Origin of the sequence: Aeromonas cavernicola (assembly GCF_002795305.1) — a bacterium.
Taxonomy (GTDB): domain Bacteria; phylum Pseudomonadota; class Gammaproteobacteria; order Enterobacterales; family Aeromonadaceae; genus Aeromonas; species Aeromonas cavernicola.
On record NZ_PGGC01000071.1, the window covers coordinates 19,700 to 36,274 of the forward strand.

Annotated in this window: 11 protein-coding genes and 2 pseudogenes; 3 read left to right on the forward strand and 10 right to left on the reverse strand. The window is 50.3% G+C overall.

Going from position 1 to position 16,575, the window contains the following annotated elements:
• Nucleotides 1-5: 5 nt before the first annotated feature.
• Complete coding sequence (gene suhB / locus CUC53_RS07750; RefSeq protein ID WP_100293621.1) at nt 6-809, reverse strand: inositol-1-monophosphatase; 804 nt, start codon at nt 807-809, stop codon at nt 6-8.
• A gap of 201 nt (nt 810-1,010) precedes the next feature.
• Between suhB and CUC53_RS07755 the strand changes: the two genes are divergently transcribed.
• Entirely contained in the window at nt 1,011-1,469 is a 459-nt protein-coding gene (locus tag CUC53_RS07755; protein WP_100293622.1) for a hypothetical protein, read from the forward strand.
• Nucleotides 1,470-1,730: 261 nt separating this feature from the next.
• On the opposite strand, the gene CUC53_RS07760 is transcribed toward CUC53_RS07755, so the two are convergent.
• Entirely contained in the window at nt 1,731-2,759 is a 1,029-nt protein-coding gene (locus CUC53_RS07760; RefSeq protein WP_100293623.1) for a porin, read from the reverse strand.
• Between the two features lie 391 nt (nt 2,760-3,150).
• On the opposite strand from CUC53_RS07760, the gene dinG reads away from it, so the two are divergent.
• Together dinG and CUC53_RS07770 are read left to right on the forward strand one after the other, a co-directional pair.
• On the forward strand, nt 3,151-5,238 hold the full coding sequence (dinG, locus tag CUC53_RS07765; protein ID WP_100293624.1) for an ATP-dependent DNA helicase DinG: 2,088 nt from the start codon (nt 3,151-3,153) through the stop codon (nt 5,236-5,238).
• A 125-nt stretch (nt 5,239-5,363) separates the two neighbouring features.
• Nucleotides 5,364-6,023, forward strand: a complete 660-nt coding sequence (locus tag CUC53_RS07770; protein ID WP_100293625.1) for a YccT family protein — start codon at nt 5,364-5,366, stop codon at nt 6,021-6,023.
• Between the two features lie 160 nt (nt 6,024-6,183).
• Here CUC53_RS07770 and CUC53_RS07775 read toward each other — a convergent pair whose 3' ends face one another.
• The 8 genes and pseudogenes from CUC53_RS07775 to CUC53_RS07810 all read right to left on the reverse strand — a co-directional run.
• On the reverse strand, nt 6,184-6,945 hold the full coding sequence (locus tag CUC53_RS07775) for a Nif3-like dinuclear metal center hexameric protein (RefSeq protein WP_100293626.1): 762 nt from the start codon (nt 6,943-6,945) through the stop codon (nt 6,184-6,186).
• A 149-nt stretch (nt 6,946-7,094) separates the two neighbouring features.
• Complete coding sequence (locus tag CUC53_RS07780) at nt 7,095-8,438, reverse strand: sigma-54-dependent transcriptional regulator (RefSeq protein WP_100293627.1); 1,344 nt, start codon at nt 8,436-8,438, stop codon at nt 7,095-7,097.
• Nucleotides 8,435-9,478 carry a sensor histidine kinase gene (locus tag CUC53_RS07785; protein WP_100293628.1) on the reverse strand — a complete coding sequence of 348 codons (1,044 nt, stop codon included), beginning with the start codon at nt 9,476-9,478 and terminating at the stop codon, nt 8,435-8,437. Before CUC53_RS07785 ends, CUC53_RS07780 begins: the two co-directional genes overlap by 4 nt.
• A gap of 105 nt (nt 9,479-9,583) precedes the next feature.
• Complete coding sequence (locus CUC53_RS07790; protein ID WP_100293629.1) at nt 9,584-11,005, reverse strand: sigma-54 interaction domain-containing protein; 1,422 nt, start codon at nt 11,003-11,005, stop codon at nt 9,584-9,586.
• Between the two features lie 1,717 nt (nt 11,006-12,722).
• The gene (gene glpC / locus CUC53_RS07795; protein ID WP_100293630.1) at nt 12,723-13,925 is read right to left on the reverse strand and encodes an anaerobic glycerol-3-phosphate dehydrogenase subunit GlpC; all 1,203 of its coding nucleotides are present in this window, start codon (nt 13,923-13,925) and stop codon (nt 12,723-12,725) included.
• A gap of 101 nt (nt 13,926-14,026) precedes the next feature.
• Nucleotides 14,027-15,304 carry a glycerol-3-phosphate dehydrogenase subunit GlpB gene (gene glpB, locus CUC53_RS07800; RefSeq protein WP_100293631.1) on the reverse strand — a complete coding sequence of 426 codons (1,278 nt, stop codon included), beginning with the start codon at nt 15,302-15,304 and terminating at the stop codon, nt 14,027-14,029.
• Nucleotides 15,294-16,307: pseudogene (gene glpA / locus CUC53_RS07805) on the reverse strand (anaerobic glycerol-3-phosphate dehydrogenase subunit A); the annotation flags it as partial. The gene glpB and the pseudogene glpA, both read right to left, overlap by 11 nt.
• Nucleotides 16,308-16,315: 8 nt before the next feature.
• Nucleotides 16,316-16,575: pseudogene (locus tag CUC53_RS07810) on the reverse strand (IS66 family transposase); the annotation flags it as partial.

The following is a 16,575-nucleotide window of genomic DNA, read 5'->3' on the forward strand; positions in this document are numbered from 1 at the left end:
CTATATTATTTTGCCAGTGATTCCGGAAGTGCATCACGGATTTTACCGAGCATCTCTTTTAGGACGCGCGGGTTGGCAACCACGATGTTGCCGGAGTTTTCGTAATTGTGACCACCGACGAAGTCGGTGACGATGGCGCCTGCTTCTTTGGCCAGCAGTTCACCAGCAGCGGTATCCCAGGGTTTGAGGCCGATTTCCCAGAAACCGTCGACACGGCCAGCAGCCACATAAGCTAGATCCAAGGCAGCAGAACCGGAGCGGCGAATATCGGCACACTCGATGAACATGCTCTGGAACATCTTCAGGTACGGCTCAATGTGGTGCTTTTGCTTGTAGGGGAAACCGGTAGCCAACACGGTGCCAGCCAGTTCTTTGGCTTTACCGACACGGATGCGGTAGCCGTTCAGCTGGGCGCCGTTACCGCGGGTGGTCGTAAACAGTTCATCACGGATAGGGTCGTACACAACCGCTTGTTCGGTTTTGCCTTTCACGCGCAGGGCGATGGAAACGGCAAAGTGTGGAATGCCTTTGACAAGGTTGGTCGTGCCATCCAGTGGGTCAATGATCCATTGATAGTCCGGATTGGTACCGGCAATCTCACCAGACTCTTCAGCAACAATGCTGTGTTCTGGGTACGATTTCTTGATGGTATGAATGATGGCCGCTTCGGCTTCACGGTCAACGTTGGTCACGAAGTCATTGCTGCCTTTTTGGATAGCCTCAATGTTCTCGGGCTGGGAGAAGGCTTTTACTACAACTTGACCGGCGTTGCGCGCAGCGCGCACGGCGATATTCAGCATCGGATGCATAGGTTCACCACTGGATGTTAAAGAACGGGGGAGATAAAGAGCGTAATATAGTACCAGTATCAGGCTGCATGGCAACCATTAATCCTTGCGATATAAATTATCGTGAATAGTGATTGGGGAAGACTCCATAACAGAGTCGATATGGGCTAATCTTACGCTGTCAACCAGCGGTAGGTTGTCATGTACATAGGGATGTGAGTCATGAATCTTTCATTAGTAAGCCAGCTGCCATCAGCCCCCGCCAGTCAGAAGTTACTGAATATTTTGCGATCATCGGCCCAGTGTCGTGATTATTTTACCAGTGTGTCGGCGATCTCCTTAGCTGAGTGGCAACCCGCCAAGGAGGAGGCCGCTATTTTGTTATGTGATGAGCGTACTAACTGGGATAAACCTATTATCACCGAGGCGTGTGAGCCGGTGATTGGGTTACCTGTCTTACCCTTGTTGCTACGCAAAGATGAGCATCACGTATTTATACCTGGGCCGGATGTATCTGATTTTCGTTTTTATTTTGTATCGAATGGATTAAATATTGAAGAAATGGAATTAGCTGATCCTGCTTGTAATAGAATTTTGTTAAATAAGTTAGAATCTTATTTTCCCCTATTATCCAGATTGATTTTATTAAGACAGAAACAATCGGTCTTGGCATTTAACTAACATTTAAAAATACACATGATGCGACATGTCATATTTAATGGTGTGTCGCATTTTTATTGAGTATTAAATATTGGGTACTATATTGATGCTCTCGCTCTAGTTCAATCATTGGCTATAAAATTAGCCTTAAATTTATTGGCATATATAAATTTTATCGGTTGACGGTATTCTTGGGCTTTATATTTATTGGTATATATAATAAACTTATTAAAAATAAAGACGGCCAGTATGATACTGGCCGTCTTTATTATAATGAGTGACTTAGAAATTATATTGCAGTGCTACAGTCCACTCGTCGTCAACCTTATCAAGGCCAACAATCTTATATTCGGTGTAAGCTTTCAACTTAGAAGTAAAGGCATACTGAACACCCAAGTAGGTGTAATCAGCAACATCGCCAGATAAAATGTTAGTGCCAATAGTTGCATCATCGATTTTGGCGAAGTTGTAACCAGTCAAGAAGGTCCAAGCATCGACATTGTAGCTAGCAACTAATTCGTAACCTTTATAATCAGCTTCATCATTGCCACGAGTGACTTGGCTTTCATTATAAAGCCCAGCGAAGTAGAAACCGTTGATTGCATAAGAAGCGGCGATTGCCCAATCTTCTTTATCGCTTTTTACGCCAGTCGTAGATTTGACAAAGTCGCTCTTGGCATAACCAGCGGCCAAGCCTAAACCAAAATCAAAGTCATAACCCAAACTAGTGGCATAACCTTTATCTAGCTTAGAACCTAACTTGACAGTATCGCCGTTACCATCAGAGCCAAAACTTAGTTCTGCATTATCATCATTGGTTTGATAGGAAGCATTAGCAAAGAAGCCGCCCCACTTACCCATGTAGATGATCTGTCCTTCTTGGCGACCGCCATAAGCATTCGCTTCAGAGCCCCACTCATTAAAAATATCAGTTTTTTCAATCAAATTATTAAAGTAAGCAGTATCAGTCTGACCGAAAATAATCTTCCCGTATTGGGATCCATCAAACCCTGCATAGAGGTGGCGAGCTTGGAAATCGTCAGTTTTGTAGTCGCCGGAATTTTCAGAAGAGACTTGCCATTCGGCTGTTGCAATACCTGACCAGGTGTTGTTCAGTGCGATCTTACCTGCCCAGCCTAAACGAGACTCGCCTTTCAGCTCTGCATCAACATCATCATGCTCGCCAAAATAGTTAGCTTCGATACGGCCGTTTACATCAAAGGTAGTGCCATCTTTATCGTAGATAGTGGCAGCGTTGGCTGCGGAGGCAAACAGAGCGGGGATAGCGATAGCCAGAATTGTCTTTTTCATAGTTTCCAATGCCTACTGTAATTAAACACTAAGTTGTTGTTATTCCCTGTGTTAGTGATGTGCTTTGCATCACTATGGCGCCGAGACTAGCATCGGGTTTTCGCAATCGCAATGAAAAAACGTGGAACTTTTTAGCAAAATCATAGTCACTGCGAGAAAAATGTGACCCAACTCGCACAACCTAGGTTCTCGGTGCGTAAACGATTGCAGCGTTTTTTTATGCAGTGAACAGCCATAAATAAGGTTGTTTTTTCTCCAGTTAAGCCGCTACGTAGTTAATCTATCTGGTGCTTTTTTGCTGATTTCCCCTTAACCGTTCAGGTTGTAGCCTCGACCCACCCCAAAGATTGCAGGTATCCTCTGTGCCAGATGTTTCTCCATGTAGCCGACTATGTTATCCACTCGTCTTAAAGCCTCTATTCGCCAGACCTATCGCCAGATCGCTGATGGCTTGCCAGGATTTATCCCGCGTTCAGCACAAAATTTTCTGGTTGCCGAAATCGCTAAAACCTTGACGGGGGAGTATGACAAGCAGCGTCGTATTTTGGTGGCTGAGGCCGGAACGGGTATTGGTAAGTCGCTCTCTTATGCGCAAGGGGCCATTCCGGTGGCAAGGTTGAGCCAGAAAAAACTAGTGATCTCTACCGCGACGGTGGCGTTGCAAGAGCAGCTCATCCATAAAGACCTGCCTTTTTATCACCGCCACAGTGAGCTGCCGTTTCGTTTTATGTTGGTCAAAGGACGTCAACGTTATTGCTGCGAACATCTGTTGGAACATGCCGCCAGTGGCAATGATTTCACCAACTTTGAGCTGGATTTTTTATTGCCGCAGCCTAGTGCCTTGAGTAAACACAAACCAACGCAGGCAGATAAAGCCTGTTATCAAGCGCTGTGGCAGGCATATACCCATGGTGAATGGGATGGTGATCGAGACAATTGGCCTCAGCCAATCTCAGATCTTTGTTGGGAGCGGATCGTAGCCGATCGTCATAGCTGTAATAAGGCGCTCAGTCATCATCAACACTGCCCATTTCACCGCGCTCGACAGGATATGGACTCGGCTGATGTGCTGGTGGTTAATCACGCGTTATTGTTGTCCGACCTCACCATGGGCGGAGGCATCATCTTGCCACCGCCAGATGAGTGTTTTTATGTACTTGATGAAGCGCATCATCTGCCGACCATTGCCCGAGACCATGGTGCGGCAAGCGTCAGTCTCAAGGGCTCCCGTCGCTGGTTGGAAAAATTGGTACAAAGTGCAGGCAAGCTGGCGCGGGCACTTAATAAAGAGGCGCTGATTGAACCGCAGCTTAAATTGCAAGATGCGCTTGCCGCTATTCAGCCCGACTTGAAAGCCGTTGAACGGTGGCTAGAGGCAAATGAAGGGTTATTTGGTCGTGATCCCCATTACCGCTTTGTCGAGGGGGTATTGCCCGATCCTCTTCCTCAACTGGCAGAGAGTTTGAAGGTGTCGAGTAAGAAAGCGCTGCGTGCTCTGGACCGGATGCAGGCCGCCATCGGTGAGGCCTTGAAAGACGGGGAGATTCGCCGTAAAGAGGCCGAGCCATTACTGGCCGAGAGCGGTTTTCATCTGCAGCGATTAGAGGCTTTTAGCGCCTTGTGGGAGATGCTCGCACGGCATATCCCAGCGGGGAAAACACCATTAGCCTTATGGATGGCTAAAACCGATGATGGCGATGTATGGTTACATGCCTCTCCCATTGAAGTGGGTTACTTGCTGGAAGAGTGGCTGTGGTCTAAGTGTCTAGGGGCTGTGCTGGTCTCTGCGACCCTGACAGCGCTCTCCTCTTTTAGCTATTTTCGCCATCAAGTCGGGCTCAAAGAGCACGATGGCACCCGCTATTTGCGCCTACGCTCCCCGTTTGATTATCAAAAAGCGGAGCTTTATTTGCCAAAGATGTGTCATGAGCCCACTGCCAGCGGGTTTACGCAAGAGCTCATTGAGGTATTACCAGGCTTGCTGGCAGGGAAGGAGGCGAGTTTGGTGCTGTTTTCATCTTATCGGCAGATGAATGAGGTCGCGCTGGGTCTGCGGGCAAAGGGAATCTCACTGTTGGTACAAGGTGAGGCTTCTCGCAGTGCGCTGCTGACATTACACAAGCAAAAATGTGATGGTGATCAGGCTAGCATTGTGTTCGGTACGGGCAGTTTTTCGGAAGGGCTCGACTTGCCTGGTCGTTATCTCACTAATCTGGTGATCACCAAGCTGCCCTTTGCGGTGCCAAATTCGCCGGTAGAAGAGGCAACGGCAGAATGGATCACTCAGCGAGGTGGTAATCCCTTTCTACAGCTGACGGTGCCGGAGGCGTCACGCAAGTTGATCCAAGCTTGTGGTCGTTTGATCCGCAAAGAGGCTGATCGGGGGCGCGTTACCATTCTTGACCGCCGCTTGCTGACCAAGCGTTATGGCAAGGGATTGCTAGATGCACTGCCACCCTTTACGCGTCGTATCGAATAATCGCCACCTATAAAGGGTTAACTGGCTCACGCATGGCTTAAAGAGCGTTTGCTGGCCTTAACTAAACCTGTAAAAATGCGTGCTGTTTTTCAGCGGACCATTGTCTGACTGTTTAAGGAGATGAAATGAAGCTGACTGTTGTGGTGCCGGCACTGGCTGGTTTGTTGTGGGCGGGTTGTGCCCTGGCCAATGCTCAATTGGAAGTCACCACTCCGTATGTGGTACAGCTGATTGATGGACAATCGATCAACCCTAAATTACTCGATAAGACTAATCACTTTGCGCTGAGTGCCGGTAAGCATCAGCTGGTTGTTGCGTTTGAGGGGAACTACTCGAGCCGTAATGAGATAAAGTTGGTTACCGCAGAGCCCTTGGTGATCAATTTTTCTGCTGCCGATAATCAAAAACTGGTGCTCGACTACCAAAAGCCACGCAATGAGGATGAGGCTAAGCGCTTCACCAAGGCGCAGCGTGTCACGCTCAAGGACAAAGCCAGCGGCCAAGTGGTGGCAAGTGAGCAATTCGTCATGCCGAAAGTAGAAGGCTTTCAGTTAACCCGCGATTATCAACAAGAGTTGGTTGCAATGGGGAAAGCGTTCAATCAGCCAGCCGTTATAGCGAGTGACGCGGCGGCTAAGCTGGCGGCAGCCAGTGCCCCTGTAGCGCCTCCTCCGGCTCAAGCGCAAGGTAATCCAGAGGCGTTAACCCAGCTGCAAAGTTGGTATAACAAGGCTGATGCGCAGACCCGTAAAGCGTTTCAGATCTGGGTGATTCAACAGCAATGAGTGCGCATTGCTGCTACCACGCTTGCGTACTTCCTTTGTGAAGGGGAAGGACACTAGCCGAAAACGACACCGCCATCAGCTACTGATGGCGGTGTCGTTTTCGGCTATTGTCCACAGAGGATATGGCTGTATTTATGCCGTTGGTTCTGCAGTAAGCAGATCAAACCGGATTATCTATGTCGATAAAGGTGACATGTAATCCGTGTATGGTGGCTAACCACTCGCCTAATGCTTTAACGCCGTAGCGCTCGGTAGCATGGTGGCCTGCGGCATAGAAGTGCATTCCCATCTCACGGGCGGTGTGGATGGTCTGTTCGGAAGCTTCGCCAGAGATAAAGGCATCGATACCTTGCTCAGCAGCAAGGTTAATATAACTCTGGCCACCACCAGTACACCAAGCCACTGAGCGGATTAGATCAGGCCCACTGTCGCCGCAGTAGAGCGGGGTGCGGCCAAGGCGCTGCGCAATCAGATCCGCAAAATCACGGCCGCTCATCGGCGTTTCTAACTTGCCCACCATTGCCACGCTTTTACTATTCCATGGTTCTAAGCCACGGCGTACGGTGATTCCGAGCAGTTTGGCCAACTGGGCGTTGTTACCGACGTCGGGATGGATATCAAGGGGTAAGTGGTAGGCAAAGAGGTTGATATTATGTGTCAGCAGACTCTTGAGGCGACGTTGTTTCATGCCGACGATTGGGGCAGGCTCACCGTGCCAAAAATAACCATGATGTACCAAGATTGCATCGGCGTTCACCGCGATCGCGGCGTCGATCAGAGCTTGGCTAGCCGTCACGCCGGTTACCACGTTACGAATACGGTCACGCCCTTCTATTTGTAGGCCGTTTGGGCAATAGTCCTTGATAGCATGGGGTTCAAGCAGATGGTTGAGTAACGTTTCGAGTTTTCGATGAGAAATCATAGGGGGCCCTTTATAACGGCGCTCATCCTGCGGTTTTATCCACTTAACGACAGGTCAGCGCAATATACCAAGGGGCTTATGATAATGGAGCTGCGTCATGGATACCATGTCAGCCCCATGTTCTTGCTGCTAGTTGCGATAACTTGGTTTCAATGTGGGATATCGATCCCAGCCTCTCGCATCTGAGCCAGCTTATAGCGCAGGGTGCGGGGACTGATCCCTAGGCGATCAGCGACCTCCTTGCGGCAGCCATTACAGTCTTGCAGGGTGTCGAGGATAATCTGATGCTCTTGATGTTTGAGCTCATTGCCCAAACGTTCCACATGGATGAGACGTGCGTGCTCTATTGGCGGTTCATCTCGTTCATCAAGGGTTTCCAGGAACAGCTGAGCACGATTAATCAGCCCATCTGTACTGAGGATCAATGCCCGTTGCATGACGTTCTCTAATTCACGAACGTTGCCTGTCCAACGATGTTCAAGCAGGACGCTACACGCAGATTTAGTCAAATGGGGGGTCGCCAGCCCTTGAGAACTGGCATGCAGTGCCAGCAGATGTTTTGCCAGAGGTAGGATGTCACCTGGCCGCTCCCACAGTGGACGCCAGCGTAATGGGAATACGTTCAGTCGATAGTAGAGATCTTCCCGAAAGCGTCCGTCTTGTACTGCTTTTTTGAGGTCTCGGTTAGTCGTTGCAATGACACGGACATTAAGAGAGATGAGTTTACGGCTGCCAAGACGTTCCACTTCTTTCTCCTGCAGTACTCGCAGCAGCTTGGCCTGGAGCCCCAACTCCATCTCGGTGATTTCATCGAGCAGCAGCGTTCCCCCTTGGGCTTGCTCAAACTTACCCGGACAGCCCTGTACTGCCCCTGTAAAGGCCCCTTTTTCATAGCCAAACAAGGTAGCCTCGAGCATGTTATCGGGGATTGCGGCGCAATTAATAGCCACAAACGGTTGTTCTGCGCGACTCGAGTTATCATGAATGTAGCGAGCAAGAACCTCTTTTCCTGTTCCACTCGGGCCTTTTACTATCACGGTTGCGTCACTTTTGGCGACGCGTGTGGCCAGTTCCAATAACTCGGCGGTGTTAGGGTCGCCATAGACTAATGTCCGTTTTTCTACCTTTTGGGCGGGCACGTAGCGACTAACTTGATTGAGTAAAACCTCGGGGGAGAATGGCTTAGCCAGATAGTCAATGGCCCCTTTTCGTATGGCTCGTACGGCACCATCAATGTTGGCGTAGGCCGTCATCAGCAGTACTGGGGTTTGTGGGTATTGCTGGCGGATGGCAGCAAGCAGCATATGGCCATCCATTCCCCCCATCTGAATGTCAGAAATCACCATGTCTACACGTTGACGTGAAAGGAGCAGCAGGGCCTTCTCACCACTGTTTACCTCACGGCATTCATAGCCGCCAAGCAGGAGTGTATCAACCAATGCTTCACGTAAACCATCGTCATCCTCTACCACTAAAATGCGCGCCCTAGTCATGATGCTACACCCCCTATTGATTGGTGCTGAGTCTGCTGATATAGAGGCAAGGATAGTGTAAAACAGGAACCTTCACCGGGTACTGAGGCCACACTGACCTCGCCCTGATGCGCTTTTACGACCGATTGCACCACCGCTAAGCCAAGGCCGGTACCACGGGGACGAGTGGTAAAGAAAGGCTCAAATATCTGGTTTAATTGGTGAGCAGGAATACCTTTACCGTTGTCGATAACGCGGCATTCTATGCGGTTAGCACAACGCACAATACTAATGAGCAGTGATGTGGCCCCCGCTTGCTGACCATTGGCGATGAGATTGTTGATGGCACCTGCCAGTGCACTGCTATTAGCCAGCAAGTAGAGGTCTGAGTCTGGCTGCTCGATATGTAGCGCACAATGCTGTTGATGACAAAAAGCATCGGCACTGGCACAGACCTCCGTCATTAACGCTTTGACCGAGGTTGGTAGCACTACTTGATGATCACTATTGCGGGCAAACAGCAGGATATCACTAATCTGCTTCTCCAAATCTTTAAGTCGCTCCATGAGTTTTTGTTGAAACTGATAGCGAGACTCTGCTTTTAAGGTGCGATTTGCCAAATTTGCACCATAGAGCATGGCGGCAGAAAGGGGAGTGCGGATCTGGTGTGCCAAGGAGGCCGCCATATTTCCCAGTGCTGAGAGCCGTTTCATATGATTGATCCGGTCTTGCAGCTTACGAGTTTCGGTGAGGTCATTGATAAACACCAGCTGACCGGGTTGATCCGGCAGTGGCTGGGTTGAGACTTGAACCCGCCGCCCATCACGTAAAGATATTTCGTGACCATCGTCCTCGCGGGGTTCAAAGCAGCGGCTGATGATATGACGCCAAGCTTCTCCTCTCAGTGGCTCACCCAACAAGCTGATGGCTGCTGGATTAGCGCGGGTAATGAGCCCTGCGCCGTCAAGCAACAATACTCCTGTTGGCAGTGCCGTGAAGATAGCGTAAAGCTGGCTGACTTCATGGGATTGCAATGGCATGTCCGGTTGCGAAGCTGTCATAAAATTGGCCTCAATCTAGCGATTATTCCAGCTAAGCAAACCGTATGCCAATGATTTTTTTGTTTAAAATCAAATTCTTATTGTTTATTGTCAAGATATTGACTATTACTGCTCTTTGCCCATCCCATATTTTTTCATCTTTTCGACTAACGTCGTGCGACGCATATGTAGAAGGTCGGCGGCTCGGGCTACAACCCCATCCTGCGACTCTAGTGCTTGCCGGATCAACTCGACTTCGAGATCAGCCAGCATCTCTTTGAGGTTGAGTCCCTCTTCAGGCATCTGCATGTTACGTGTAGAGTTAAGTCCATGTTCTGGAACGGGAATATCTTGAAACACTGCGGCTAGCGCGTCCCTTTCATCCATGTCGGTCAGTGGTTCATTCCGTGGCTCGCTAGGTAATAGACGATAGCGGCTCGGTAAGTCTGCGACATCGACGATCTGGTTGGGATAGAGAATGAGTAACCGCTCTAGCAGGTTGGAGAGTTCCCGCACATTGCCTGGCCATGGGTATTGCATCAACGACTCCATCGCCCGTTGGGTTAAGCGAATCATGCTTTGGTGATGCTCAGTATGCCGATTAAGTAACTCTTGCAGTAGCAATGGAATATCATCGCAACGCTCACGTAGTGGTGGCGTTTCAATTGGGAAGACATTAAGCCGATAGTAGAGATCTTCACGAAAGCCCTGAACTCTGATGAGTGCTTCTAGGTCGCGGTGAGTCGCGGCAATGATCCGAACATCTGCTTGGATGGGTTTGCTGCCCCCAACACGATCAAATAAGCGCTCTTGCAATACACGCAGTAATTTGACTTGCATCGGTAGTGGCATATCGCCAATTTCGTCAAGGAACAAAGTCCCACCTTGAGCGAGTTCAAAGCGGCCGCGGCGGGCGGCAATCGCCCCAGTGAAGGCGCCTTTTTCATGACCAAATAGTTCACTTTCAAGCAGTTCTGCTGGAATTGCACCGCAGTTTATCGGAACAAAGGGGCCATCGCTGCGTGCTGATAGCTCATGAATTGCCCGAGCTACCACCTCTTTTCCGGTACCTGATTCACCTAAAATCAGCACATTAGCATCGGTCTCAGCCACTTGGCTGATAAGGCGCCTCACTTCTTGGATGCCGCGTCCCTTACCCACCAACAAACGCAGTAGCGTTTGACCTTTATCGTGTATCTGCTGACGAGGGTGTAACGAGGTGAATGCCTGACAAAAGTGCAAGCTGCGGGTTAGAGATTCATAGCTCACGGGCGTTGCTACTGTACCGATAAAGTTACTATTGGGGTACTCCGTAGTATTTAGCGAAAGAAATGGGATACGGGGGTAGGCATTCAGGAGGGTAGCGAGTTCGTCCTCAATTAATTCACCCACGATCACTGCTTGCAGCCCTTCAAGAGCCTCAATGGCGACGCTCCAGTCACTTGCTGCTACCTCTTGCCATGGAATACCCATAAACGAGAGCACGATACCTAGTTGCTGACGTCGCTGTACATCGGCATCCACAATCAATACACCCATATCTGCCATCTCCATCCCCTTGGGAATCTATTTTAAGTTATTGTTTTAATAGATTTATTTAGCATCCTGTCATCTGGCACAAAAAGTTGATTGCCAAAATTATGACGCATTTTCAAAAGTCTGTCGCTTGATGAGCGATACATCAAAATAAGACTCGTATCAATCCCTTTGTTGGTCTTCGGTGTTGACTCTACTGCGCGGTGTTAGCCTGACTCTTTTCGGCACCGAACATTGAGTGCCCCATATCAACATAATCCAATTCGGCGGGTGTCTGCTGACTAAAATCATTTTACGTGGTTGAAGGCATCCATCATTCCAAAGGATATGGCTTTAGGGTGCACTTCTGTATCACAGCGCGGCTTGCTCGTAGCAGAGTTAGCTGATTTCAGGCTCAAAATTGAGCAGAAATGCTTTTTTAACAATAAATCTAAATAAGTCCTCTCCATGTTATTCGCTGGTGGCTCAAATATATCGACTAGAGTATAGGAAGCTTGAGCCTGATATATTCAAAATTATTTTTTGAATGTCGATCTAGCTGTCTTTTGGGAAAATGTGCATTTACTGTTTTAATTATCATCAGCCATACAGCAGCTAGGCGATATAATAACTCGCCATAGGAAAAATCCTACTCTAATATCTTTTTTGATATTATTCCAGTCGAATTCTTTTCCGCATAAAAAAATATCAATAATGATATTGTTGTTTTTAAGGCGCACCCACTTGCAGTGGTCTGTGGTCAGTCTTCTTTGAGAAATGTTGAATGTGTTAGTAGTAATATAAAAACACATTTATCATTAACGGGAGGGATAGGTTATCCAACCTATAGTGGTTAGGCTCGTGTTTAACGTCTTTTTTATTAATTTCATATATTAGATTAATTATGTGAACGCATTGATGAGAGTGTTGGTTTTTATCATCTTCATATGATGGCAGCGAGATATACAGTGACTTAGCTTTTATCTCAGTAGGCGTTATTGGCGCGACTAGTTTGAACTCGCCTCACGCACAGCAACCGCAGCGTACAGGTGGTTTGTGAGGATTTTGATCTCGATGCAGGGCCAACCTGGTTAGCTAAATAGCCTAGTAAAATAGGTTACTACTCAGAATAGTTTGGCGAGAGAGTGCCGATTGCAATTATTGACTATTTTGTCGTTATTGCAATTGTTATATGGCTAGGTAATAGAAGTCACCTGAAAATAGCGAGTAGCTTTTATCACGGCAGATCCTCATATGACGAGGTGATCATGCTGCAATATGGTTGGTTACAATCTGCGTTTGCAAAAATTCCTGAGTATGCAGGAAAGAGTGAGTCACGGTGTTATCTCTTCAGCATGAGTGGCATGTCTATTTCCCAAGTTTAGTGTGTTTACTAAGGCTTTCTGAGCGGGAGAATATTGCAGGGCACCGGCCCTCGGTTCATTAAATTGAGACTCAGCCATATTATGTGTCAGCACCGTCAAACTAGGGGGTTAGGTTCAATATTAATTTATGTTCAAGGCGTAGTAATTTTGGAAAATATGCGGTTATTTGTCCTGTCAAATAGCGTGTTTCATTGGCTGATGAGATGACGGTTATCTGTATTTATAGCAATATGAGAGTGAAGATTGTCCTGTTTTGATACCATTTTGTATCCTCATGGTAGTCCTTTATGCTGATTACTTTAGTTTTTGTTAGCATAAAAGACTTTTGTGTGTCGATGAGTGGACAACAAGACATGGTGCGGTAATCAGACCAATGCTTGCGCCAGCAGATGGATGGGGTGCTCGCAGCGAAAGGCGGTACTCATCTCAATTTGCCATTTACAGGTTTCGCAGTCGGTGATCACCAGATCGGGCCTGATGCGGTTAATCTGCTCAAATAATCCGGCGCCAATGGCTTGGCTAGTGTCATAGTTCTCTGATTTAAAGCCGTAGGTGCCAGCGATGCCGCAGCACTGCGACTCCAGCACTGTCACCTTGACCCCGGGAATAGCTCGCAGTAGTTCGAGGGTATAGATGACGCCGCCCATCTTTTCCATGTGGCAGGGGGTGTGGTAAGCCACATGCATGCCCAAGGGCTTCATGGCCGGCTGGTTACCCTGATAAAACTCATTCCACAAAAAGCGAGTCACTAGCGAAATCCGCTGCCGCACCTTGCGGTTATCCTGTTCCAGTAGGTGAGCGTATTCATCGCGCAGGGTAAAACCACAGGTAGAAGAGGTGGTGAGTAGTGGCATCTCGTTCCCCAGCAGGGTGCGCTCCAACTGGCCGATATTGAAGGCGGCTTGCCGCTTGGCCTTATCCATAAAGCCGTTGGCGATCAATGGCACTCCGCAGCACTTTTCCCGCGCCAATAATTGCACACCGATCTGCATGGCGTTGAGCACTTGGACCAACTCCTTGCCAAGCTGCGGATGGTTGTAGTTGACGTAGCAGCCATGAAAATAGGCAACTTGGCGAGCAAAGCGGGCTTGGACCTCTTGCTGCTTGTAGTACCACCCGCGGAAGGTGCCTTGTGAATATTTGGGTAAGGAGCGGTGGGAGGAGACGCCCAGCGCTTTATCTAGCACTTGCTTAACGGGTTTGAGACCGGTGGTAAAGTTGACCACTGGGGCCATTAGGGTGGACATACTGCCCATCAGATCGGTGTGGGAGAGGACAAATTCGCGAACCCCTGGCCTGAATCCGCTGTATTGGTGTTTGGCTTTGGCAATGATGTCGCCAATGCGCACGCCACTTGGGCAGGCCACTTCGCAGCGTTTGCAATTAGTGCAGTATTTAAGGGCGCTATCAAACAGCGCAGGGCTCTTGATCCGCAGCCGTTCGCCATCGGGGCCAGCTTGCTTGGGGCCGGGGTAGGCGGGGTTAGCTCTGGCAACTGGGCAGTAGGCGGTGCAGACCGTGCATTTGATGCACTGATCGAAGGTTTGGTTGGCATGATCCAATAACATCTTAGTTCTCCGCTGCGGCCGGATGAAACGCACAAGGGACGCGGCCATGGGGTCGTTGGTCAGGCAGTTCGCTGCCTGTGGTCAAGGAAGGGAAGAGCACCTCAGTGCCCCGCCAAGATCTGGCCTGCAGCGTGCCAGCCGGTTGCGACGGCTACGCCAGAGCCTGATCCCTCTGTAATCGGGTCATAGTGGGCCAGTACGCTGCCAGCACCATAAAGATTGAGCAAGGGTTGACCATCACGCATCACCCGGAGCTGGTTGTCGGTTTTCACACCAAAGCCCATAAACGGGTGTTGATCAAACAGGCGGCGTCCGGCCCACGCATCGCGCTCTTCTAAGCTCAGCACATCAGCATTAAAGATGGGTTCACGGATGCCACCAAGGCGTGATTCAAGGCCACGACTGAAGAAGCTGCCGGAGGCGAGCACGAAGTTATCCGCTTCAAACAGCTGATCGTCGCCATTCTGGCTATGTACCCCGATCACCCGATCCCCCTCACAGCGAGCCCCGAGTACCCGCTCGCTGCTCAGAAACGTGCCGCCAACAGTAATGAAACGGCGTTTGAGCGCCTCTTGCATCCGCATGCCGATAAGGGACGGTGGCATGGTGGCCACCTCTTTGATGGTGCAGCCGGTACGTTGTTCCAGTTCAGCCAGACGTGGGCCAACCAGCCCAAGGGACAGACACGCGGGTAGCACAATATGGCGGCAACGCGGCTCACCCTGTTGGAGAACCAGATGATTGAGCGCTTGCGCCAAATCCACCACCACATGGTGATTTTCTGCGGCGTGTTTATCACATAAACGGGCAATGTCGGCGGAGCGAAACTCATGGGGATGATGGCTACATTCAGCCAGCTGCGGCAGGCGTATCTCGCCAGTCAGAATTCTACAGTGAGCGAAACGGGGATCGATCGCCAGATTGGCTGCTGCGAGGCTGGGGTGAAAATCACGAAATCCCTCAAGGGTGACCAGCAGCAGGCTATCGGGAATTGGCGCGTCGGTGACGCAGGCACAGGTATCAGGAGAGAGCCAGGTGCGCTTGAGGGTGCCAAGGGGGGTCAAACGCGCATGGTTACGGGCTTGTCCTACCAATGACAAGCCTTGCTCGGCGCAGTGTCGCTGTAGATCGGCAAGGCTCGCCTCGATGCTAGTCAGCCCGACTTTGCTATAGGGGTGATCGGGATTTGCTGTCATAAATGCGGGCAGCGCGGCGCGGGGATCACCGTCACAGCCGAGTAGGTCGACGGAACCGGACGAAAAATGGAGCGCGCTTTGGCCAGAGGCCATTAGCAAGGTTTTCTGGCCAGCTTCAGCCAGCCGTAATGCCGCCGACAGGCCCGCCATGCCACCGCCAATGATAATGGTGTCAAATTTCATGACTGCTCTCCTGCTGCACGCCTGCCGAGTGGGCGCTGTTGACACGAGTATGATGAGAATGAGGATGCGCCATGACTGGCTCTGTCCATTCGCCTAGGCCAAACAGCCCTTGATAGATCCAGTAGGTAAATTCGGCCTCCCGCAGTGCATCTCCCCATAACACTGGACGGGTGCCTTTGTAACGCTCTTCTAAAAACTGCCGCAACATGACGCAGGCTTGGCGGCCATCGGCCTTGCCATAGGTTTGCATTAAACCTGCGGCGCGATAGGCACACAGCTCCCCCTGACAAGGGCCCATGCCTAGCCGAGTGCGGCGACGCAGATCGATAAGGTTGTCGACATCGAGCTCGCGCAGGGCATATTCGATTTCGCCCGCAGTGACCATCTCGCACTCGCAGATAAGGGCGTTGGCCTTGGGATTGTCGCGGAAGAAGGCGATGACTCGTTCGCCGTGACGGTATTGGGCTGAGCCTTGAGCGGGAGCCGAGAGCCCCGGCGCACTGACTTTCTCGGGATCCCGTGAGCCAGGTAGGGGCTGCTCTGCTGTGCGGCAAGGACGATGGTTGCCAAGCTTCTTGGCCAGCAGATCGGTAGCCCATTCGGCCATCAGCCGGTAGGTCATCAACTTACCACCCGTGATGGTGTTGAAGCCTTGGAGGCCATCTCGCTCGGCGTGATCAAGCAGCACGATGCCTCGGCTGATGTTGCGGCCGGTCTCGTCACCGTCTACCGCCACCAGCGGGCGAACCCCAGCATAGGCCCGTAATAAACGGGTGCGGGCCATGATAGGCGCAAGTTTGATCCCCTCGCGTAGCAGCACTTCCACTTCAGCAGGATCGACCGTGAGGTGGTCTATGTCGTGATAATCGATCCGGCTAGAGGTGGTGCCAATCAGCGATATAGTGTCACCCGGCACCAGAATGTCGGCGTCTGCCGGTTTGCGGCAACGGTTGAGCACCAATTGGTTGATGCGGTAATCCATGATGAGCAGAGAGCCCTTGGCGTAACCGTTCACCGGCAGGGGCTTGACGCACACAATTCGGCAGGGATGGGGTAATCCGTTTTCTCGATGCAGGCTTTGACGATGGCGCGCAGCCACTCCTGAGGACAACGTCCCAGTCGTTTGGCTGTCTCCACCAACGACAGGATACGCTGGCGAAACAACTCGCCACGATGTGAGCACACGCCGTAGCTTCCTTTGCGCCACAGCATCTCGTCATCCTTGATGAGCCATTCACAGCGCCCCCGATAGCGCTTCGAGCACAGCAACC